We start from the raw sequence: 20154 nt of genomic DNA, 5'->3' as shown, positions 1-20154 counted from the left end.
TTATGCTTTCCAGGCGCGCATGTCGGCGATCGCCGTGAACAAAGACAACAACGCCGTTTGCGGGGCGTGGTCGGTGCGGTGGACGAAAAAGCGCCAGCCGCTTTGTTGTGCAATCGCCTCAAGGGCGCCGCGATGGGCGGCGAATTTCGCTTTATAGGCGTCGGCGAGCGATGCGGTCTGGCCGAAGATCAGCCGGTCCTTGCTTTCAAGATCACGGAACTCAACGCGGCCTTCAAACGGAAAGTCTTCTTCCGCAGGGTCGCAGACTTGCAACAACACGCCTTGCGCGCCGTTCGAGGCCAGCGCCGCAACCGCGCGTTCAACGCTTTCCGGTGCGGTGAAAAAATCACTCGCCATGACGACGCGCGCGCCCGCCGGAACAGAGGCGAGCGGCGGCGCCCCGGTGGCGTCATTGAACTCACCGATATGCAGCGCTTCCAGCATGCGTTCAGGCGCGGTGCGTCCCTGAAACGGTCTGCGGTCTTCGCCAAGCAGGCCGATGCGCTCACCGGCTTGCGAAAGCAGGATCGTCAGCGCCGCCAGTAAAATATCGGCGCGACGGCGTTTGGTCGGTAATGTTTTTTGCGAGGCGTAATCGAGAGAATGCGAAGGGTCGCGCCAGAGATAGGCGGCGGCGGCGGCCTCCCACTCATTCTGGCGCACATAGAGCCGGTCGGCGGCTCTGGCGGACTGGCGCCAGTCAATCGCGGAGACGGGATCGCCAAAAGCGTATGGACGATGCTGCCAGAAGGTCTCGCCGGGACCGGCGCGGCGACGCCCGTGCAGGCCTGCGCTCACCGCCTGCGCCATGCGCTCGGCCTCGAGCAGCATAGGGGGAAACAACGCGGCCGCGCTTTCCGCATCGTGACGAACGGCGAGCGTTTCTTCCATTTTGCCTGATGTGGTTTTCGCCATCTGGCGCGGTGTCTCCAAACTCTCGAGCGCTTCGCGGATAAATGTGCGCGGTTATCCGCAAAAGAAGCGCGACAAAAATAACCCTAGATCCGTGTTCCGATTTTTATCGGAACTCGGCTCTATTACGCCCCCGCAACCAGTTCCTTGATGAAATCGTCGGTCGTCAATCCTTCGGATCGCGCCGCAAAGTTAAGCGCCATGCGATGCCGTAACACCGGGCCTGCGAGACGTTTAACGTCGTCGAGCGACGGCGCATGACGTCCGTCGATGAGCGCCAGCGAACGCGCCGCAAGAGAGAAGGCCTGACTTGCGCGCGGGCCGGGCCCCCAGGCCACGAATTTTTTCACACGGTCTTTGGCGTCGCTCGTCGGCCGCGCTGCGCGGGTGATCGACAGGATCATTTCCACCACCTGTTCGCCGATGGGCATCTCCCGCACAAGCTTTTGCGCTTCCATCAGATCTTCGGCGGTCATCACTGCGTCAACAGCAGACTTTTGCGCGCCTGTGGTCGCGGCGAGCATGCGCCGTTCGGCGTCTATGTCCGGATAATTGACGTCAATCTCAAGGAGGAAACGGTCAAGCTGCGCTTCGGGCAGGGGGTAGGTGCCTTCCTGTTCAATCGGGTTCTGGGTGGCGAGAACGTGAAACGGAACGGGCAGGTCATGGCGGGCGCCGGCCACGGTCACATGGTGCTCCTGCATGGCCTGAAGGAGGGCCGACTGGGTGCGCGGGCTCGCCCGGTTGATTTCGTCCGCCATCAGGAGCTGGCAGAAGACCGGTCCCGGAATGAAACGGAATTCCCGGCGTCCCTCGGCGCTTTCTTCCAGAACCTCCGATCCGAGCACGTCGCCGGGCATCAGATCGGGCGTAAACTGCACCCGTTTGGCCGAGAGGCCCATCAGATCGGCGATCGAGGTGACAAGGAGGGTTTTGGCGAGGCCCGGAGCGCCCACCAGCAGCCCATGACCGCCTGCTGCAAGTGTAGCAAGGGTGAGGTCGATCACCTCTTCCTGGCCGAAAACGACTTTTCCAAGGGCTGTTCGGGCGCGCCCGAATTTTACCGAAATCTCATCAAATTTCCGCAGGATATCTGGGTCAGGCTGGGTGTCGGTCATGGGGCTCGCGTGATGTTGAAGACCAAATATGGTCGTGGAGGCTGGTTCCGGCGATTCGGGACCAAATATTGAGATAGCATGGCTTGGTCGGGGTTAAAGAACTGCTTGGCAAGGAAACGGCTCGGATTGTCGAAAAACTCTTGCCCCTTGCGGCTTCGCGCCCGATGTCATTACCATGCCGCAAGATTTGCGTCGCGGGCTTCCGCGGGCGGATTTCGCGGGGTGGTTGTCAGTTTTGGCGCTTTTGGGCGCCGGAGCGTTGAAAACAGAGGAGCTGTCCTTGTGGGCGGCTCTGTGGAGCCGGCTTTCGCGCCGGTAGTGTAAAGGGGACCTTTGTGTCGGAACACGAGTCGCATTTTTCGGTCTGGGGATTCATCAAGGGCTTCGCCAAACTCATCATTGGCGTCCTTTTGATGCTGCAGGGGCTTATCGGCCTCGTTGTTTTAATCCTGATTGTCGGCGTGATGGTCGAAGTCACTAACGGCATCGCCGGCAATGGCGAAAAGGTTTCCGTCTCCATTCCCGATGAAGCGGCGCTGGTGCTCGATCCCAACGGCGTGCTTGTTGAAATCGCCGAGGATGTGAACCCGCTCGAAGTGCTGCGCGAAGAAGCATACGGCATTAATGAGCCGACCCAGATTGAAGTTCATGATCTTGTCCGCGTGCTCCGCGCCGCGAAGGACGACAAGCGCATCAAGGGCCTTGTTCTTGATCTCGGCGCTATGGGCGCGTCGCCCTCAAGCGCCTCGAAGCTTCATTATCTTGTCGATGAAATCGCCAAGTTCAAAGAAAGCGGCAAGAAGATTATTGCTGTCGGCGACGCCTACAGCCAGGACCAGTATCTCCTCGCGGCCAACGCCGACGAGATTTACATGAATGATTACGGCAATCTCTTCATCTACGGCTACGGGTCTTATGGCGTCTATGTGAAGAGCCTGCTCGAAAAACTGAAAGTGACCAGCCACGTTTTCCGTGTGGGCACGTTCAAATCCGCAGTGGAGCCGTTCCTGCGCGATGACATGTCGCCGGAAGCAAAAGAAGCGAACGCGGCTTACCTTTCGGTATTGTGGCGCGATTACGCTTCTGTTGTTGAAAAGGCGCGCGGCCTGAAACCCGGCTCGGTGGATAACTACGCCAATAATCTCAACGCGCTTCTGGAAGAAGTTGACGGCGATCTCGGCAAAGTGGCGGTCAAAGCCGGCTTTGTGGACGAATTGATGTCGCGCGCGGAAATGAACGACAAGCTGAAAGAAACATTCGGCAAAACCAAAGACGGCAAGTCGTTCAAGAAAGTCAGCTTCAAGCGTTATCTCACCTCGCTTGACAAGAAAGATGACGACAGCGATCCGAATGTTGTGGTGATCACGGCGGCGGGAACCATTGTCGACGGCGAAGCGCCGACCGGCCGCGCAGCCGGCGGCGACACCATCGCCGCACAGCTCAGAAAAGCGCGCGAAGACGACAAGGTCAAAGCCGTGGTGCTGCGCATCGACAGCCCGGGCGGCTCCGCCTTTGCGTCGGACATCATCCGTGACGAAGTGCTTGCGCTGAAAGCGGACGGCAAACCGGTGGTCGCCTCCATGGGCTCCCTCGCGGCGTCGGGCGGGTACTGGATCGCCGCGGCGACCGATGAAATCTGGGCGGCGCCAACGACCATCACCGGCTCCATCGGTATTTTCGGTTACTTCAATACGTTCGAGAACACGGCGGCTGAAGCAGGCGTCTATGTGGACGGCGTCGGCACCACGACCCTTTCGCCAATTCTCGCGACAGGCCTTGGCCCGTTGCCGCCTAATGCTGCGGACATCATCCAGCAGTCTACGGAAAACGGGTATGACCGCTTCCTGACGATCGTCGGTGAAGGTCGTCACCTCGACAAGGCTTATGTCGACTCTGTTGGCCAGGGCCGCGTCTGGATCGGCGAAAAGGCGTTGGAGTTGAAACTTGTCGACAAGCTCGGCGACTTTGATGACGCGACGGCCGCGGCGGCGAAACTCGCCGGCCTCGACAAATACGATGTCGTCGACATGAAAGAAAAGCGCACGACCTTCGAAATGTTCATGAGCAATCTGTCCGAAACCACGATCGCCAAATTCGGCGGCGCAAAACAGCGTCACGCGGAAGGCGCCGTGGCGCAGATCGTTCGCGCCGCAGAAGAACAGGCTGCATTCTTCGCCGAGTTCAATGATCCGAACGCCGCCTATGCACGCTGCCTGACTTGCGAATAAGCTCATGCGTTCGCCGTAAAGAGCGGGCGACAAGCGCTGAACAACAAAGAGGGGCCGGCGCTGTAGATAATACAGCGCCGGTTTCGTTTATGACCGATTTGATGCGATACGCGGCGGAACTCGACGGCGCAGGTCAAAAAGGCCTGCCGCCCGTCGACAAATGGCATCCGGAGTTTTGCGGCGAGATCGATCTTGTCATCAAGCGCGACGGAACCTGGGTCCATGAAGGAACGCCCATTGGGCGGGCGCGGCTGGTGCGGTTGTTTTCGACGGTGCTGCGCCGGGAAGGCGATGATTACTTCCTGGTGACGCCGGTTGAAAAGATGGAGATCGCGGTGGAGGACGTGCCATTTCTGGCCGTACTCATGCGCCGCGAAGGCGAGGGCGAGGCGCAAAAACTTGTCTTTACTTCCAATGTTGGCGACGAGGCGGTTGCCGGACCGGATCATCCGCTTGTCTTTCGCGCCGATCCTGAAACTGGCGAGCGCGCGCCCTATATCGATATGCGTTCGCGGCTAGAAGCGCGCATCGCGCGCGCGGTTTATTATGATCTTGTCGCGTTAGGCGAAACCCGCGACATAGATGGAGAAGAGATGTTTGGCGTTTTCTCCGATGGCGTCTTTTTCCCGTTTGGGCCCGCAAGCGAAGTGTATGAATAGAGCGTCGATGACGAACAGCGATACACAATCTCTGGAATTGCGCGCGCGCATAGAGCGTAATTTGAAGCATGCGACGGCCGCGCGTGTGCGCGAGCTTTTCAGTGAGATCAATCCGCATCTTGTGGGCGATAAATTGTTCGAGAAGCGATGGAGCGCAAAGCGCAAGGACGCCGCGGTTCTTGTGCCTCTTATCATGCGCGAGGAGGGTCTGCGCGTGATCATGACAGTGCGCTCATCGACCATGCCTTCGCATGCCGGGCAAATCAGCTTTCCCGGCGGCAAGACCCATCCGGAAGATGAAAGCCCTGTTCACACCGCGCTGCGTGAAGCCCATGAAGAAGTGAACATTCCTCCCGATGCGGTGGATGTGATCGGCTCGCTTGGTGTTCATCGCGGCGGCCTCGGGTTTTCGGTGACGCCGGTCGTCGGCGTCGTGGATGCATCGGCGCCGTTGCGGCCTTGCCCGCGCGAAGTTGACGAAATTTTTGAAATCCCCCTCGATTTTGTGGCTGATCTTGCAAACCACATCACCGAAGAGCGTCATCTAGAAGGCGTTCCTTACAAAATGTACGCCGCGCCCTATGGCCGCTATCATATCTGGGGGCTGACCGCGGGAATCTTGCGATCCTTCGCGGAGACCTTGCAGACAGAAGACATTGCATGAGCGCCGCCGGGCATGAGTCGCTTCGACCGCTGACGCGTGATGAACGCGCCGGTTTTTCCTGGCTTGAGGCGGGGCATCTGAATCGGGTCATCGCCGCGCTTGAAGCTGCGGAGCCGGACAGCGCGCGATATGTAGGCGGTTGCGTGCGCGACAGTCTGCTCGGATTTACGCCAAAGGATTTTGACGTCGCGACGGTTTTGACGCCGGACGCGGCGACGGCGGCGCTCAAGGCGGCGGGGTTAGGCGTTGCGCCAACGGGCGTCGATCACGGTACGGTCACCGCCATTGCCGATCACAAGGGCGTCGAAGTGACGACCTTGCGCGCCGATGTTTCAACCGACGGACGGCGCGCCACAGTCGCCTTCACCCGCGACTGGGCGACAGACGCCGGGCGGCGCGATTTCACCGTCAACGCGATTTACCTGACCCCAGACGGTCGGCTTTACGATCCGGTTGGCGGCGTTGCGGATGCGGCGAAAAAATGCGTCCGGTTCATTGGCGATCCGCAAGCGCGTATTCGCGAGGACTATTTGCGCATCCTGCGTTTCTTTCGGTTCTCTGCGCGATTTTGTGAACGCTTTGACGAGGCGGGTCTCGCGGCATGCGCTGCGTTGAAAGACGGTATCGGCCAGCTATCGGCGGAGCGCATCGGTGCGGAACTGACAGGCATTCTTTCCTTGCCGCGCGCCGGGTTCGCGCTTGCCGCCATGGAGCACTCAGGCGTGCTGGCGCAAGTTTGGTCTGAAACGCCTGACCTCGCAGCCGCCGCGCAAATGAAAACGATAGAGCCTCATGCGCCCGCGCCTTTGATGCTGGCCGCGCTTTATGGCGAAGCCGGGCAGGGCATTGGTTCGGCGTTGCGCCTTTCCAATGCGGAAAAAGCGGTGCGGTCGAATGCGCTGAAAAATCTTGACGGCGTTGCGCCGAAGATGACCGATCACAAGGTCTGTGAGCTGATCTATCGCTATGGCAAAGATGGGCTCGCCGATGCGGCGCTGCTGGCCGCAGCGCGCGGCGTGATTTCCGCTGAAGATCATATTTCAGTGAAAGACCGGATTGACCGGTTCGTCGCGCCGCTCCTGACCGTTTCCGGCAGGGATGTGGTCAAGGCGAACATTGAGCCCGGTCCAGCGGTTTCCAAAATTCTTGTCGAGACCGAACAGCGCTGGATCGAGGAAGGCTTTCCGGGAGAAGCGCGCCAGCGTGAAATTCTCGAAGGCGTTATAAAGCAACACAAAACCGCCTGACCAACAGCGTCAAACATTTGACCCGGCGCACAAGACCGGATTTTATGGCGGATCAAAGACCCCCAGGGAGGAAACGGGCATGATTGGATTAATGATGGACCGGCCGTTATTGACGACCGAGATCCTCAAACACGCGGTGCGCAACTACCGAAATACGGAAATCGTTACGCGCACGGTGGAGGGGCCGATCCATCGTTACACCATCGCCGACTCCGCGAAACGCATCGCCAGGCTCGCCAATGCGCTTGTCAGCCTGGGCGTGAAAAAAGGCGACCGCGTCGGCGTCATCGGCTGGAACACCTATCGCCAGTTCGAGCTTTATTACGCCGTCGGGGGGCTCGGCGCGGTCCTGCATACGGTCAATCCCCGCCTCGGGCCTGAGAATGCGGCTTTCGTCATCAACCATGCCGAAGATTCGGTGCTCTTTTACGACACAACATTTGCGCCGCTTGTCGCCGCGCTGAAACCTCACCTGAAAACCGTGAAGCATTACGCTGTCCTTTCCGACAGTGAGAATACGGGCGAAGCAGGCGACGCGATTATCTACGAAGATTTTGTCGCAAGCGGCGCCGAGGCGTTCGAGTGGCCGGAATTTGATGAAAACACCGCCGTCACCATGTGCTACACGTCCGGCACGACGGGAGATCCGAAAGGCGTTGTCTATTCCCATCGCGCGCTGGTGCTGCAGTCTTTCGCCTGCTGTCTGCCGTCATCACTCGGTCTTGCGGAAGGTGACGTTCTGTTGCCGGTCGTGCCGATGTTTCATGTGAATGCGTGGAACACGCCTTATTCAAGCCTCATGACCGGTGTGAAGCAGGTCTTTCCGGGGCCGCGTCTCGACGGCGAAGGGCTTTACGAATTGCTCGACAGCGAAAAGGTCACTTACAGCGCGGGCGTGCCGACAGTGTGGCTCGGGCTTTTGCAGTATCTTGAAAAGACGGGAAAAGAACTCCCCTATCTGAAGCGTGGCATGTGCGGCGGCTCGGCGCTGCCCGAAGCGCTGATCCGTGGTTTTGAAAAATACGGCGTAGAGCTCATTCAGGGTTGGGGCATGACGGAAATGTCGCCTGTCGGCACCGTGAACGTTCTGCCGCCACGGGTGAAGGCGCTGCCGCTTGATGAGCAAATTCCCTACCGATTAAAGGCGGGGCGCGCGCTTCCTTTCGTCGATATGCGTATTGTCGATGCGGAAGGGCATATTCTTCCCAATGACGGGGAGGCGGACGGACATCTTCAGGTGCGCGGGCCCTGGATCATCGATGAATATTACAAGACCGATCAGCCGACGCTCACGGCCGATGGCTGGTTCGATACAGGCGATGTGGCGATCATCGATCCCGACGGGTTCATGCAGATCACCGACCGCTCAAAAGATGTCATCAAAACCGGCGGCGAATGGGTGTCGTCGATCGACATCGAAAATGCAGCGATGCTGCATCCGGGGGTGGCGCAGGCAGGCGTCATCGGCGTGCACCATCCGAAATGGCAGGAGCGTCCGTTATTGATCATCGTCAAAAAGGAAGGAGAGGACCCGACCGCAGACGAGATCAAGGAGTTTTTGAAACCGAAACTTGACAAGATCGCCTGGCCCGACGCGGTGGAGTTTGTGAAGGAAATTCCGCTAGGCGCCACCGGCAAGGTGCTCAAGACCGAGCTCAGAAAGATGTTCAGGGATTATCAGTTGCCGGAATAAAAGGCGGTTCAGACCTTGCCGTTCTCGCCGGCGTCTTCCTCATAATAGGGAACGAAAGTGAGAACGGTCTGGAACGCCGCCGCCGCGCCGGCGCCGCCGGAAATGCATAACAACAAGATGCTGATCAGTTTCGGGTCTACGGCTTCAGCGAATTTCCCAGCGAGAAGAACGAGCCCAAGCCCCAGAGCCGCCTTGGCGTAAAACCGCAAGAGTTTTGAAAAGGCGTCGCCGCGCCCGGAAAGCTGTGCGGCGAAGCGCGGCCGCGCGAGCCACACATACATCCAGCAGCCAAAGCCCGCAGCGACGACCGCAGCGATCAGGCTTGGCCCGTGAAACAGGCTCGCCGCATAGATGCGCGCATCGGCAAAGCTGATCACGGCGACGGATGCGCCGATGACGCCGAAAACGGCGCTCACAAACAAGGTCATGAGAGGCTTCGCCGTCTTGGCGTCCAGAAAAGCCCGCTTTCCCGATCTTGGTGGCAGTCCCCAGTTTCGCGTCATCAAGGCTCCCTTGGCCGAGGGACTTTCTAAAGGCGTTTCCCGCTCTTGTACGCCGTCGGCTTCAGCCGAGCATAGCGCGAATCGCCGCGAATACGGACTCAAACATTTCCGGCGTCAGCCGCCGCGTATTCGTATTGTATCGCGAGCAATGATAACTGTCGAACAGGCGGACTGCGCCGCCCGGAAGTTCGTGTTCGGCGCCGTGACCGAAAGGCGCATCTTTGGCTTTGACGCCGAGCGCCGCCAGCGTCGAGTCATGGGAGATGCGACCTAGACACATGATCGCTTTCAGCGCGGGCAGGGCGGCGATGCGCGCATTCAGGAACTGGCGGCAGGTTTTGATCTCCGCGCCCACAGGCTTGTTCTGGGGCGGCACGCAGCGCACGGCGTTGGTGATCATCGCGCCTTTGAGTTTCAGGCCGTCATCGGGCCGGGCGTCATATTTATTGTTGGAAAAGCCGAACTTGCCGAGCGTCGCGTAGAGAAGATCGCCAGCGTAATCGCCGGTGAAGGGGCGCGCCGTGCGGTTGGCCCCGTGAAGCCCCGGCGCAAGGCCAATGATCAGGAGTTTAGCTTTGGGATCGCCGAAGGACGGCGCGGCGCCGTTGAAATAGTCCGGATAAGCCGCCTTGTTTTCTTCGCGAAAGGCGACAAGCCGCGGGCAAAGGCCGCAGTCGACAGGGGGCTCCGCGGGAACCGCGTCAGCCGGTTTTGCGCGCTTCGCCGCCGCCACGGAAATTAATCGACGTCCTCGAAATCGTCTTCATATTCGTCTTCGAAATCATCGTCATAATCCGCCGCCGGTTTTGGTTTGCGGGGCGCGCCGCCGCGGCGGCCGATGACATTTTCGAGGTCGGCGAGATCGATGAAACTGTCAGCCTGACGGCGCAGATCATCCGACGCCATGGGCGGGGAGGATTTGACGGTGGAAACGATGGTGACCCGCACTCCTTTCGACTGGATCGCCTCAATCAGGCGGCGGAAGTCGCCATTGCCGGAAAACAGCACCAGATGGTCGAGTTTGTCGGCGAGAAGCATCATGTCGACCACAAGTTCCACATCGGTCGAGCCCTTGTAGCGTTTGCGCCCTTGGGCGTCCGTGAACTCGCGGGTGATCTTGGTGACCATGGTGTAGCCATTATAGTCTAGCCAATCGACGAGCGGGCGCAGGGGCGAGTAATCCTGGTCGCGGTCTTCCTGGATGGCGGTATAGTAAGAGGCGCGGATGAGCTGGCACCCGTCCTGCGCTTTCGCCAGCAAGCTTTTGTAATCAATGTCGAAACCGAGATTGCGCGCAGCCTTGTAAAGATTTGCGCCGTCAATGAAAAACGCGGTTTTTTCCTGCTCGCGCAGGCCCATGAACTTGTTCATAATCGCCTCAGTTTAATGTGGATTCTTAGTAACGCCGCTTTCTGCGCGATATCCATTTGAGAAAGTAATGATTTTAATCGCCGCCGGCTCCAATCTGCATTTTTGCGGCCTTGATTCGCAAGATATTGTTTTAAGGGCGTTTCAGGCACTTGGCCGAGTGTCGCACCTGAAGCGGGTGTCTTCGCTTTATGAAACCCCGGCATGGCCCGATCCGGCCGATCCGCCCTTCGTCAACGCCGCCGCCGAGATCGAGACCGATATGAGTCCGGAGGCGCTGCTGGCGGCGCTCCACGCTATTGAGGCCGGCTTTGGCCGTCGCCGGTCGGAACGCAACGCCCCGCGCACGCTCGACCTCGACCTTCTCGCCTATCACGACCTTGTCCGCGCGGAAGATGGGGGCGGCGCAGAGGAGGGGCCTGTCCTGCCGCATCCCCGGCTGCAGGTCCGTGCTTTCGTTCTCGCTCCTCTCGCCGAAATTGCGCCGGAGTGGCGTCATCCCGTGAGCGGCGAGACGGCCGCGGCCCTTTTGCAGGCGGCTGACGCAGCCGGGGTTCGGAAAATCGCGTAAATTCAGCGGTTTTTTGCGCTGCAACGCTTGATTTCAGGGGCTGTCTGGCGATATGGCAGGGAGCTCGCTCCGGTCTTTGGCCGGCGCGCCCGAATTCTATACGATCAAATTTACCGATCTGGAGAACCTATGGCCCGCGTCACCGTTGAAGATTGCGTCGATAAAGTCACGAACCGTTTCGATCTCGTGCTCCTCGCCGCCCATCGCGCCCGCGTTTTGTCGTCCGGCGCGCCGCTTCTCGTTGAGCGCGACAATGACAAGAACCCGGTCGTCGCCCTGCGCGAGATTGCAGACGACGAACTGGCGCCTGCCGAACTTGAAGAAGATCTGGTGGTCTCTCTCCAGAAACAGGTTGAGCTCGACGAAAGCGAAGATTCCGAAGCCGCGCCGGAAAAAGCCGATGCGCCGGAATTCGATACGATGAGCGAAGATGAATATCTGAAAGCTATCCAGGCTGCGGGCATCACGACGCCGCAAACCTTGCCGAAAGGCTAAAGGCCCTGTCGAAAAGGGCTAACTGATTTTGCCCGGCGGTTCCGGACTGCTCAGTTGATCAGCCGCGCCTATCCGTCGGCGCGCGTATAAGGTGACAGCCAGCGGACTATGGCGGACGATCAGGCGGCGGGCGAGACAGGCATCGACCAGACAAGCGCGGCGGCGGAACCGGCCCCATCGCGTCAGCCTATCGGGTTTATCCGCCAGGTCGAGCTCGTGGACCGCGTCAAGGCGTATGATCCTGACGCTGATGAAGACATGCTCAACAAGGCCTATGTCTACGCCATGAAGGCTCATGGCGGGCAGACGCGCGCCTCCGGCGATCCCTATTTTTCGCATCCGCTTGCGGTCGCCGCGATCCTGACAAGTCTTCGCGCGGACCCTGCAACCGTGGCGACGGCGCTGCTGCATGATGTGGTCGAAGACACCGACGCGACGACGGAAGATATCAGAAAGCTGTTTGGTGATGAGATTGCGCGTCTTGTGGACGGCGTCACCAAGCTTTCCCAGATCGAATTGAAAAGCGAAGCGTCGAAGCAGGCGGAGAATTTCCGCAAGCTGGTCATGGCGATGGCTGACGATGTGCGCGTGCTCCTCGTCAAGCTCGCCGACCGCCTCCACAATATGCGTACGCTCCATTACATTCCGAAGCCGGAAAAACGTCAGCGTATCGCGCGCGAGACCATGGATATCTATGCGCCGCTCGCCGGCCGCATCGGCGTTCAGCGGTTCCGTGAAGAGCTTGAGGATATTTCTTTCCGGGAATTGAGCGCTGACGCGCACGCCACCATCGCGAGCCGCCTTGAGGATCTGCAAAAACATTCGCTTGGCGGCGTTCTTGAACTTGCGAATGTGCTGCGTGAAAAACTCGCCGCCGCCGGCATCAAGGCGCAGGTCATGAGCCGCGAAAAACGGCCTTATTCGATCTGGCGCAAGATGACGCAAAAGAACGTCTCCTTCGATGAACTGGCGGATATTTACGCCTTTCGCGTGCTCGTCGATCAACCCGAGGATTGTTATGCGGCGCTCGGCGTTATTCACTCCAACTGGCGGATGATCCCGACGGAATTCGACGATTACATCTCCGCGCCGAAGCCGAACAATTACCGGTCGATTCACACAGCGGTGATCGGCCCGCCTTCGAAGGACGGGCGCCGGCAGCGCATCGAAATCCAGATCCGCACTTATGAGATGCATGAAACCGCCGAACGCGGCGTCGCCGCCCATTGGCAATACAAGGATTCAGGCGCGGGCGGGTCCACCGTCGAAATTGTGACGCGTGGTCAGTACGACCCGTATGAGACGCCGCGCCGTCTGGTTGAGATGTTTCAGTCGGGCGAGGACCCGGACGAGGCGTTGCAATACGCCAAGCTTGAACTGTTTCAGGATCAGGTTTTCTGTTTCACGCCTAAAGGCCGCGTGATTGCGCTGCCCAAAGGCGCAACGCCTCTCGACTTCGCCTATGGCGTTCACACCGATGTGGGGGATCAATGCATCGGCGCCAAGGTCAATGGCGTGCAGCGCCCATTGCGCACGCCGCTTAATAATGGCGATGTCGTTGAAATTCTGCGCTCCGATCATGCGCCGGTCCCGGCGGAGTGGGAGAGCATCGCGGTCATGGGCAAGACGCGCAGCGCTATCCGCCGCCGCATCAAGAAGATGGAGCATGAAGACCATGTGGCGCTCGGCCGTTCCATTGCGGAAAGCGTTTTCACCGGCGCGCATCTTGAGTTTTCGCTGAAAGGCGTGCGCGAAGGATTGAAACGACTCGGCAGGGGATCTGTCGAAGATGTGCTGATCGCGATCGGCAAGGGCGAGCTGCCTGTCGGCGAGCTTGTGGAGGCGGTCTATCCCGGCGCCTCTATTGAAAGCGACAGCGAAATCCGCGCCGCATCCTTGCAGACCTTCCGGCCGCGTCTCGCCATCGCTGGTCTGACGCCGGGCGCCAAAGTGAAAATGGCGAGCTGCTGCACGCCCTTGCCGGGTGAGCGCATTGTCGGCATTCGCGACGATGACGGCGCCGTGCAGGTGCACACCATCTATTGCGAGACGCTGGAAAAAGAAGACCCGCCGCAGGAACGCTGGCTTGATCTGAAATGGCGCGACCGGGAAGAAGGGGCGACCGCTTTCGCACGGATCACGACAACGGTTTTGAACGGCGTCGGCGTACTCTCCGAAATCGCCGGGATCATTGCGCGCTACGGTGTTTCCATCGCCAATATCCGCCTGCAGAACCGCTCGCGGGAATTTATCGACTTCATTATGGATGTGGAGGTGAAGGATGCGCGCCAGCTGGCGCAAATGCTCGCCGGGCTTCGCGCCTCGCCCCATATCATCACCGCCGACCGCACAGGAGCCGGAGATCATGACGAACTTTGATGCGCTGAAGGAATTCGAGGAAGCCGGCGCGCTGATGAAAGGCCATTTCATCCTGTCGTCCGGGCTCCATTCAGATACCTATCTCAACAAATCCATCGTCTCCATGTATCCCGATCGCGCGGAACGCTTGTGCCGGGCGCTTGCGAAAAAGATATCCGAAAACGTCAACGACATCGATTACGTGATTTCGCCGGCCATGGGCGCGATCATCTACGGTTATGAAACGGCGCGGCATTTGAAAGCCCCGTTCATGTTCCTTGAGCGTGTCGATGGCGAGTTTCAGTTGCGGCGCGGGTTCTCCATTGAAAAAGGCTCCCGCGTCGTTGTTGTCGAAGATATCGTGTCGACGGGACTTTCCGCGCGCGAGGCGATCACAGCGGTGAAGAAAGCGGGCGGCGATGTGCTCGCGCTTGGATGTCTCGTAGATCGTTCCGCGGGTGCGGCCGATATTGGCGCTCCGGTGATCCCGCTGGCCGAGATCAAGGTCGAGGCATGGGAGCCCGACAATCTCCCGGCCCATTTGAAAGGCACGCCGGCGGTGAAGCCCGGCAGTCGCGGGGTCAGCCAGTGACGGACAAAAAACCCTTACGCCTCGGGGTCAATATCGACCATGTGGCGACGATCCGGAATGCGCGCGGCGGCCCGCATCCTGACCCGGTCCGTGCAGCGCTGCTGGTGGAAGGGTCGGGGGCCGACGGAATCACCGCGCATCTGCGCGAGGATCGGCGCCATATTCGCGACGACGATATGCGCCGCCTGAAAGAAGAGATCGGCCTGCCGCTCAATTTTGAAATGGCGTCAACGGCGGAAATGCTGCAGCTGTGCACGCAGGTTCAGCCCCACGCCTGTTGCATCGTGCCGGAGAACCGGAACGAACGAACGACCGAAGGCGGGCTCGACGTCGCCGGACAGCATAATTTCATTGCGCCCTTTGTCCGTGAGCTGACGGATGCAGGCATTCGCGCCTCGCTGTTTGTCGATCCCGAGCCCGAACAGATTCATGCGGCTAAATCCGCCGGCGCGCCGGTGATCGAGATTCACACCGGCGCCTATTACGAAGCGACGCTGAAAACCGAGCCGGCGCTTTATAAAGCCGAGCTTGAAAAAATTCGCGATGCGGCTGAGCTCGCGGACTCCATCGGTTTGGAAGTTCATGCAGGTCACGGCCTCACATTCTTGAACGTGCAGCCGGTTGCGGCAATCCCCCAGATCGTCGAATTGAATATCGGTCATTTCCTGGTGGGGGAGGCGGTGTTTATGGGCCTCGCCGAAGCGGTGAAGGAAATGAAACGCCTTATGCAGGACGCGCGCACTGGCGGGCTATATTGATGAGGGCCTCATGATTATCGGTCTCGGCAATGATCTCATCGATATCCGCCGCGTGGAGAAGACGCTGGAGCGTCATGGCGAGCGCTTCACCAATCGCATCTTCACTGAGATTGAACAGGCGAAGTCAGACCGTCGTCTCAACCGGGCCGCGTCTTACGCCAAGCGATTCGCCGCGAAAGAGGCTTGCGCCAAGGCGCTGGGGACGGGAATCGCCCGGGGCGTTTTCTGGCGCGATATGGGGGTGATTAACCTTCCGGGCGGAAAACCGACCCTGTCGCTCACGGGCGGAGCGGCGGAAAGACTGAGGGAAATCACGCCCGAAGGCCATATTCCGGATATTCACCTGACGATCACGGATGATTTTCCCCTGGCTCAGGCCATTGTCATAATCTATGCGCAGGCTAAATAGGGTCTTCCAGTTCCGGGGCGGGCAAAAAGGGTAGCGTGATGTCAACAAGCGAAGAAAGCGGCCAGGCGGCAAGCAAGGCTGCGCCCAAGAAAGGCTCGGACAAGTCCGGCCAAGCGCCCATGACCGCCGCCGAGGAGGCGTGGGATCTCGCCAAGACGGTGTTCTTCGCAGTGGCGATCGCGCTTGTCCTGCGCGTGGTGATCTTCCAGCCCTTCAACATTCCGTCCGGCTCTATGAAGCCGACCCTGCTTGTTGGTGACTTTCTCGTCGTATCGAAACCAAGCTTTGGTTATTCGCGCGCTTCGCTGGTCTATCCACTTACGCGCATTCCCGCCCATGGCCGCGTACTGTCTTTTGCAAAGCCTCAGCGTGGCGATGTTGTGGTTTTCAAAAACCGCAAGGACGGCAACAAGGATTACATAAAGCGCGTGATCGGCCTGCCTGGCGACACGGTGCAGATGCTTGGCGGCCATCTCCATATCAATGGCGAGCCGGTTAAAAAGGAACTCATCAACGCCAATGTGGCCGATTTCTGCGGGCCGGGTTATGGCGCGCCGGCCTATCGCGAAACCCTCGATAATGGCGTTTCCTATGTGGTGCAGGAATGCGCCGGCGATGAGGGCCATCTCGACAACACCTCCGCCTATCACGTTCCCGCCGGTCATTATTTCATGATGGGCGACAATCGCGACCAGTCACAGGACAGCCGCGTTATTTCGCTTGTGGGCTATATTCCTGAAGACGCTGTCGTCGGCAAGGCGGAACGCCTGTTCTTCTCCGTAGACGGATCGAAGACTGGCCTCCTGACGGTCTGGAACTGGCCTTTCGCCGTCCGTTATGGCCGCATTTTTGATCCGGTCAGATGACATCCAAAGACACGGCCGCGCTGGAAAAGCGCATCGGATATACATTCGCAGACAAAAGTCTCTTAACGCGCGCCCTGACGCATTCGAGCCTTTCGGGCGGCGAGCGGGTGGTGCGCGACCTTGAACGGCTGGAGTTTCTGGGCGATCGCGTACTGGGTCTTCTGACGGCGGAAATTTTGTGGCGAACCTATCCGGATTATGATGAAGGCGATATGGCGCCGCGATTGAACGCGCTGGTGCGCAAGGAAACCTGCTCAAAGGCGGCGCTCTATTTCGGCGTCGATCACTATATCCGCATGTCCGAATGGGAGGCTCAATCGGGCGGGCGTAAAAAGAAAGCGATCCTCGGCGATGTCATGGAGGCGCTGCTCGGCGCGCTTTATATTGATGGCGGGCTCGTAGCGGCGCGACAGATTTACGATCAGTTCTGGAAACCGAATCTTGAAGATCTGTCGAAACTGCACAAGGACCCGAAAACCGCGCTGCAGGAATGGTCGCAGAACAAAAAGCTCGGCACGCCGGATTATGATGTGCTGGAATCTGAAGGCCCGGCGCATGCGCCGGCTTTTACGGTGGCGGTGAAAATCAAAGGCAAGAAACCGGCTGAAGGGCAGGGGCGCTCCAAGCGCGAGGCGCAGATGGAGGCGGCGAGAAACTTTCTTGTGCGTGAAGGCGTATGGTCCGAAGATGATGAATGAGCCTCAAAGGCCCACCGGATGCGAAGCCGGTCAATCAAAAACACAATGGCGCGGAGACAACATCTATGTCTGATGAAACACACTGCGCGATGATCGCTGTGATTGGCGCGCCAAATGCGGGCAAGTCGACGCTTGTGAATGCGCTTGTCGGCGCGAAGATTTCCATCGTCACCCAGAAAGTGCAGACAACGCGGGCGAGGGTGCGCGGCATCCTGACGGAAGATGCAACGCAGCTTGTCTTCATCGATACGCCGGGGATTTTCATTCCCAAACGCCGCCTCGACCGCGCCATGGTCGCCGCCGCTTGGGAAGGGCTCGACGGCGCGGATATCACGCTGATGTTGATCGACGCGCCCGGCTATCTTGCTGGAGAAAGCGAACGCGGAGCCGCGGGCAAGTCTCGCGCTGACGCCGACCGCATCATCGAAGGACTGAAAAACTCGGGCCGCAAAGCGGCGCTCATCCTCAATAAAATCGACGATATCGCCCGGCCAAAACTTCTCGCGCTGGCGCAGGAGTTGAATGAGAGCGGCGTTTTCACCGATGTCTTCATGATCTCGGCGAAGAATGGCGACGGCCTCGGCGATTTGCGTGCCTTCCTGATCGGGAAAGCGCCAGTTGGGCCATGGTTATATCCGGAAGACCAGCTTTCGGACATCACTGACCGCTTGATGGCGGCGGAAGTGACGCGCGAAAAAGTCTTCCTGCGTCTCCATCAAGAGCTGCCTTACGACTCCACGGTCGAAACCGAAAGCTGGAAGGAAACCAAGACCGGCATTCGCATCGACCAGACGATTTATGTGGCGCGCGAAAGTCAGAAGCCGATTGTCCTCGGCAAGAATGGCCAGACGCTGAAGATCATCGGCCAGGCGGCGCGCGAAGAACTGATCGATATTCTTGGCGTGCCGGTGCATCTGTTTTTGCATGTCAAAGTCCGCGAAGGCTGGGATGAAGAGGCGGCGCGACTGAGAAGCATTGGTTTGGATTCAGTTGAATAGATATACGATTGCAATTCTGTAAGGCTTGCAAATGTCGGAAAACAATATGGAAATTGGTCTGCTTGAACTTACGGAAAAGCGGACAATAATTCATCCGACCTCAATTAATGAAATTAAATTTGGATCCGCAGGGGATTTAGAGGTCAGAGTGCAAGGATGCCCTTGGTGGCTCGATGACGCCGCAAGCGCTGAAACTCAGACAATTTCATTTTTGTTTTCGGAAATAACTCACAGCATTTTGTATTTTGAAGATTTCAATCCCGACTATGATGAAGCGCTTGAAGATTTTGAAATTAACTCATCGTCCAACCTTGCATGGGCGCAATCGGAATCGATAGCTATACATTGCTCTACTCCACTTACTGATGCGCTTGGTTTGTTTGCTGTGGTGCAGGACTATCTAAGCGCTGAGAAGGCTCTGTTTGATGCTCGGTATTTTTTGAATTTTGTATCTTCTGATGAGCTTTCAGTTTTCAAGAAGATTACAGAAACACGTTCATACATGCTCGCTCGTGCGCCGAAATTATTGAGTGGTTTGATTTGCGAAGAGTTAGACCGGCAGGGTGTCAAGTACGGTAAGTCGCCAACCCTGCTGGATAAAGTAGGAATCTACCACGTTCGTTTTGGAGAAACGCAGTTTTTTTGTAATCGCGCAGTGGCGCATATTAGCACCTAGCTGCACCCCATGAGCTTCACCGACACAGGCATTATTCTTGACGCGCGCGGGCATGGGGAGACCCACGCCATCGCGGATATTTTCACGCAAAGTCATGGCCGCTGGGCCGGGCTCGTCTATGGCGGGCAGGGGCGCAAGATGCGCCCGCTTCTGCAGCCGGGCAATGAGGTGACGCTCGAATGGAAAGGCCGGGGCGACGATTCCCTCGGTCATTTCTCACTGGAAATGTCGCATGCGCGTGCTGGCGAGGCTATGGGCGAGCGCTTGTCACTCGCGGCGCTCTCCGCCGCCTGCGCTGTCGCGCTCGCGACCTTGCCGGAACGCGAAGCGCATGGGCGCGCTTATGCGGCCATGTCGGTCCTGCTGGCCAATCTAGATGATGTCGATGTTTGGCCCGCCTTGATGGCGCGCTGGGAACTGGGGCTGCTGGCGGAACTCGGTTTCGGTTTGACGCTGGACCGCTGCGCGGCGACGGGCGCGCGCGAAGACCTGATCTATGTGTCGCCGCGCTCGGCCTGCGCCGTGTCGGCCGAGGCGGGAGAGCCTTACAAAGACAAGATGTTGCCCTTGCCCGCCTTCCTCCGCGGCGCCTCAAGTGAGGCGACGCTAAAGGAGGCGATCGACGCGTTAGCGACCACGGGGCATTTCATCGAAACGCGCATCCTCCACATATCGGACAAGCAGTTGCCCGAAGCGCGCCTGCGTGTCGTGGAGCTTTTGTCGGCGCGGCTTTAAGTATTGGCGCTCGTTTTTTCGTAAATGAAAATATCCATCATGTCGCCTTGAAGGCGGCGCTCGCGGACCTTTTCATCGCCGATATAATCGGCCGGGTTGGCGGCCAGCGGGTGACTGTGATCGTCGACCCATAATTTTTCGAGCATCGCCTTTGTGGGCTCGAAAAAGACGACCGCGCCGGACGGTTTGGCGACGCGCAGCGCCTCGCGGAAGACCGTGATGCGCTTGGGCTCGTCAACATGATGAAGAACCCCGAAGAAAAAGACGGCGTCGAAGGTGTTTTCGCTAAAAGGCATGTTGCTGGCGTCGAACGCCTGAAACTGAATTTTCTCGCGGACCCCATGGGCCTGCGCTTTTTCTTCCCAGCTTTCATGACCGTAATTCATGGCGTCGCTGTAGGGCTGGCCGGTCAAAACATTATAGCCTTCAAAGGCGAGGGAGATGGCGAATTTTCCGCCGCCGGTCCCAACATCAAGCACTGCTGCATCTTTTGGCAGTGAAATCGCCTTTAACGCGATCGCTGCATCTTTCCGGATGGATAGGAAAGCGTCATCTCTTTCGTTCTGTTGCATTTTAGAGTACCTATAATCTAATCAAATAAGTGCG

At 58.6% G+C, this 20154-nt stretch carries 22 protein-coding genes; 16 read left to right on the top strand and 6 right to left on the bottom strand.

Going from position 1 to position 20154, the window contains the following annotated elements:
- On the bottom strand, window positions 1–915 hold the full coding sequence (locus tag ACFOOP_RS17230; protein ID WP_379882393.1) for a DUF58 domain-containing protein: 915 nt from the start codon (window positions 913–915) through the stop codon (window positions 1–3).
- Between the two features lie 122 nt (window positions 916–1037).
- Window positions 1038–2030: an AAA family ATPase gene (locus tag ACFOOP_RS17225; RefSeq protein WP_379882392.1), complete on the bottom strand. Its 993-nt coding sequence runs from the start codon at window positions 2028–2030 to the stop codon at window positions 1038–1040.
- Between the two features lie 335 nt (window positions 2031–2365).
- On the opposite strand from ACFOOP_RS17225, the gene sppA reads away from it, so the two are divergent.
- The 5 genes from sppA (at window position 2366) to ACFOOP_RS17200 (ending at window position 8521) form a co-directional block, all read left to right on the top strand.
- Window positions 2366–4258, top strand: a complete 1893-nt coding sequence (gene sppA / locus ACFOOP_RS17220) for a signal peptide peptidase SppA (RefSeq protein WP_379882390.1) — start codon at window positions 2366–2368, stop codon at window positions 4256–4258.
- Between the two features lie 89 nt (window positions 4259–4347).
- A complete protein-coding gene (locus ACFOOP_RS17215) occupies window positions 4348–4917 on the top strand; it encodes a DUF1285 domain-containing protein (RefSeq protein WP_379882389.1) in 570 nt (189 codons plus the stop codon).
- Window positions 4918–4924: 7 nt separating this feature from the next.
- Window positions 4925–5581, top strand: coding sequence for a CoA pyrophosphatase (locus ACFOOP_RS17210; protein ID WP_379882388.1), 657 nt, complete (start codon window positions 4925–4927; stop codon window positions 5579–5581).
- The gene (locus ACFOOP_RS17205) at window positions 5578–6828 is read left to right on the top strand and encodes a CCA tRNA nucleotidyltransferase (protein ID WP_379882387.1); all 1251 of its coding nucleotides are present in this window, start codon (window positions 5578–5580) and stop codon (window positions 6826–6828) included. The genes ACFOOP_RS17210 and ACFOOP_RS17205 overlap by 4 nt, the downstream gene beginning before the upstream one ends.
- Before the next feature lie 79 nt (window positions 6829–6907).
- Window positions 6908–8521: a long-chain fatty acid--CoA ligase gene (locus ACFOOP_RS17200; RefSeq protein ID WP_379882386.1), complete on the top strand. Its 1614-nt coding sequence runs from the start codon at window positions 6908–6910 to the stop codon at window positions 8519–8521.
- A gap of 8 nt (window positions 8522–8529) precedes the next feature.
- Here the strand turns inward: ACFOOP_RS17200 and ACFOOP_RS17195 are convergent, their stop codons facing one another.
- From ACFOOP_RS17195 to ACFOOP_RS17185, 3 genes are all read right to left on the bottom strand, one after another.
- Entirely contained in the window at window positions 8530–8949 is a 420-nt protein-coding gene (locus ACFOOP_RS17195) for a hypothetical protein (protein WP_379882385.1), read from the bottom strand.
- Window positions 8950–9085: 136 nt separating this feature from the next.
- Entirely contained in the window at window positions 9086–9763 is a 678-nt protein-coding gene (locus ACFOOP_RS17190) for a uracil-DNA glycosylase (protein ID WP_379882909.1), read from the bottom strand.
- A complete protein-coding gene (locus ACFOOP_RS17185) occupies window positions 9763–10395 on the bottom strand; it encodes a LabA-like NYN domain-containing protein (protein ID WP_379882384.1) in 633 nt (210 codons plus the stop codon). Before ACFOOP_RS17185 ends, ACFOOP_RS17190 begins: the two co-directional genes overlap by 1 nt.
- A 67-nt stretch (window positions 10396–10462) precedes the next feature.
- On the opposite strand from ACFOOP_RS17185, the gene folK reads away from it, so the two are divergent.
- The 11 genes from folK (at window position 10463) to recO (ending at window position 19548) form a co-directional block, all read left to right on the top strand.
- Window positions 10463–10963, top strand: a complete 501-nt coding sequence (folK, locus tag ACFOOP_RS17180; protein ID WP_379882383.1) for a 2-amino-4-hydroxy-6-hydroxymethyldihydropteridine diphosphokinase — start codon at window positions 10463–10465, stop codon at window positions 10961–10963.
- Window positions 10964–11092: 129 nt separating this feature from the next.
- A complete protein-coding gene (gene rpoZ / locus ACFOOP_RS17175; protein WP_379882382.1) occupies window positions 11093–11458 on the top strand; it encodes a DNA-directed RNA polymerase subunit omega in 366 nt (121 codons plus the stop codon).
- A gap of 108 nt (window positions 11459–11566) precedes the next feature.
- A complete protein-coding gene (locus tag ACFOOP_RS17170; RefSeq protein ID WP_379882381.1) occupies window positions 11567–13837 on the top strand; it encodes a RelA/SpoT family protein in 2271 nt (756 codons plus the stop codon).
- Window positions 13824–14408, top strand: coding sequence for an orotate phosphoribosyltransferase (gene pyrE / locus ACFOOP_RS17165; protein ID WP_379882380.1), 585 nt, complete (start codon window positions 13824–13826; stop codon window positions 14406–14408). The genes ACFOOP_RS17170 and pyrE overlap by 14 nt, the downstream gene beginning before the upstream one ends.
- Window positions 14405–15166 (top strand): pyridoxine 5'-phosphate synthase, encoded by a 762-nt coding sequence (locus ACFOOP_RS17160; protein ID WP_379882379.1) that lies wholly within the window; start codon window positions 14405–14407, stop codon window positions 15164–15166. Before pyrE ends, ACFOOP_RS17160 begins: the two co-directional genes overlap by 4 nt.
- Before the next feature lie 10 nt (window positions 15167–15176).
- Window positions 15177–15575 carry a holo-ACP synthase gene (gene acpS, locus ACFOOP_RS17155; protein ID WP_379882378.1) on the top strand — a complete coding sequence of 133 codons (399 nt, stop codon included), beginning with the start codon at window positions 15177–15179 and terminating at the stop codon, window positions 15573–15575.
- Between the two features lie 38 nt (window positions 15576–15613).
- A complete protein-coding gene (lepB, locus tag ACFOOP_RS17150; protein ID WP_379882376.1) occupies window positions 15614–16441 on the top strand; it encodes a signal peptidase I in 828 nt (275 codons plus the stop codon).
- Window positions 16438–17139, top strand: coding sequence for a ribonuclease III (gene rnc / locus ACFOOP_RS17145; RefSeq protein WP_379882375.1), 702 nt, complete (start codon window positions 16438–16440; stop codon window positions 17137–17139). The genes lepB and rnc overlap by 4 nt, the downstream gene beginning before the upstream one ends.
- Window positions 17140–17204: 65 nt before the next feature.
- Window positions 17205–18137 (top strand): GTPase Era, encoded by a 933-nt coding sequence (gene era, locus ACFOOP_RS17140; protein ID WP_379882374.1) that lies wholly within the window; start codon window positions 17205–17207, stop codon window positions 18135–18137.
- Between the two features lie 31 nt (window positions 18138–18168).
- A complete protein-coding gene (locus ACFOOP_RS17135; RefSeq protein ID WP_379882373.1) occupies window positions 18169–18813 on the top strand; it encodes a hypothetical protein in 645 nt (214 codons plus the stop codon).
- A gap of 9 nt (window positions 18814–18822) precedes the next feature.
- A complete protein-coding gene (gene recO, locus ACFOOP_RS17130; protein WP_379882372.1) occupies window positions 18823–19548 on the top strand; it encodes a DNA repair protein RecO in 726 nt (241 codons plus the stop codon).
- Here recO and ACFOOP_RS17125 read toward each other — a convergent pair.
- Window positions 19545–20120, bottom strand: a complete 576-nt coding sequence (locus ACFOOP_RS17125; protein ID WP_379882371.1) for a class I SAM-dependent methyltransferase — start codon at window positions 20118–20120, stop codon at window positions 19545–19547. The genes recO and ACFOOP_RS17125 overlap by 4 nt on opposite strands.
- Window positions 20121–20154 lie beyond the last annotated feature (34 nt).

This window comes from Hyphococcus aureus, from assembly GCF_042643165.1.
Lineage (GTDB): Bacteria > Pseudomonadota > Alphaproteobacteria > Caulobacterales > Parvularculaceae > Hyphococcus > Hyphococcus aureus.
Note: the sequence above shows the minus strand (reverse complement) of the source record. Positions and strands in the feature narration are given on the sequence as shown.

Coding starts and splice junctions, on each gene's coding strand:
- ACFOOP_RS17230 (WP_379882393.1), bottom strand. CDS start 915: ATGGCGAAAACCACATCAGGCAAAATGGAAGAAACGCTCGCCGTTCGT.
- ACFOOP_RS17225 (WP_379882392.1), bottom strand. CDS start 2,030: ATGACCGACACCCAGCCTGACCCAGATATCCTGCGGAAATTTGATGAG.
- ACFOOP_RS17215 (WP_379882389.1), top strand. CDS start 4,348: ATGACCGATTTGATGCGATACGCGGCGGAACTCGACGGCGCAGGTCAA.
- ACFOOP_RS17210 (WP_379882388.1), top strand. CDS start 4,925: ATGACGAACAGCGATACACAATCTCTGGAATTGCGCGCGCGCATAGAG.
- ACFOOP_RS17205 (WP_379882387.1), top strand. CDS start 5,578: ATGAGCGCCGCCGGGCATGAGTCGCTTCGACCGCTGACGCGTGATGAA.
- ACFOOP_RS17200 (WP_379882386.1), top strand. CDS start 6,908: ATGATTGGATTAATGATGGACCGGCCGTTATTGACGACCGAGATCCTC.
- ACFOOP_RS17195 (WP_379882385.1), bottom strand. CDS start 8,949: ATGACCTTGTTTGTGAGCGCCGTTTTCGGCGTCATCGGCGCATCCGTC.
- ACFOOP_RS17185 (WP_379882384.1), bottom strand. CDS start 10,395: ATGAACAAGTTCATGGGCCTGCGCGAGCAGGAAAAAACCGCGTTTTTC.
- folK (WP_379882383.1), top strand. CDS start 10,463: ATGATTTTAATCGCCGCCGGCTCCAATCTGCATTTTTGCGGCCTTGAT.
- rpoZ (WP_379882382.1), top strand. CDS start 11,093: ATGGCCCGCGTCACCGTTGAAGATTGCGTCGATAAAGTCACGAACCGT.
- ACFOOP_RS17170 (WP_379882381.1), top strand. CDS start 11,567: ATGGCGGACGATCAGGCGGCGGGCGAGACAGGCATCGACCAGACAAGC.
- pyrE (WP_379882380.1), top strand. CDS start 13,824: ATGACGAACTTTGATGCGCTGAAGGAATTCGAGGAAGCCGGCGCGCTG.
- acpS (WP_379882378.1), top strand. CDS start 15,177: ATGATTATCGGTCTCGGCAATGATCTCATCGATATCCGCCGCGTGGAG.
- lepB (WP_379882376.1), top strand. CDS start 15,614: ATGTCAACAAGCGAAGAAAGCGGCCAGGCGGCAAGCAAGGCTGCGCCC.
- rnc (WP_379882375.1), top strand. CDS start 16,438: ATGACATCCAAAGACACGGCCGCGCTGGAAAAGCGCATCGGATATACA.
- era (WP_379882374.1), top strand. CDS start 17,205: ATGTCTGATGAAACACACTGCGCGATGATCGCTGTGATTGGCGCGCCA.
- ACFOOP_RS17135 (WP_379882373.1), top strand. CDS start 18,169: ATGTCGGAAAACAATATGGAAATTGGTCTGCTTGAACTTACGGAAAAG.
- recO (WP_379882372.1), top strand. CDS start 18,823: ATGAGCTTCACCGACACAGGCATTATTCTTGACGCGCGCGGGCATGGG.
- ACFOOP_RS17125 (WP_379882371.1), bottom strand. CDS start 20,120: ATGCAACAGAACGAAAGAGATGACGCTTTCCTATCCATCCGGAAAGAT.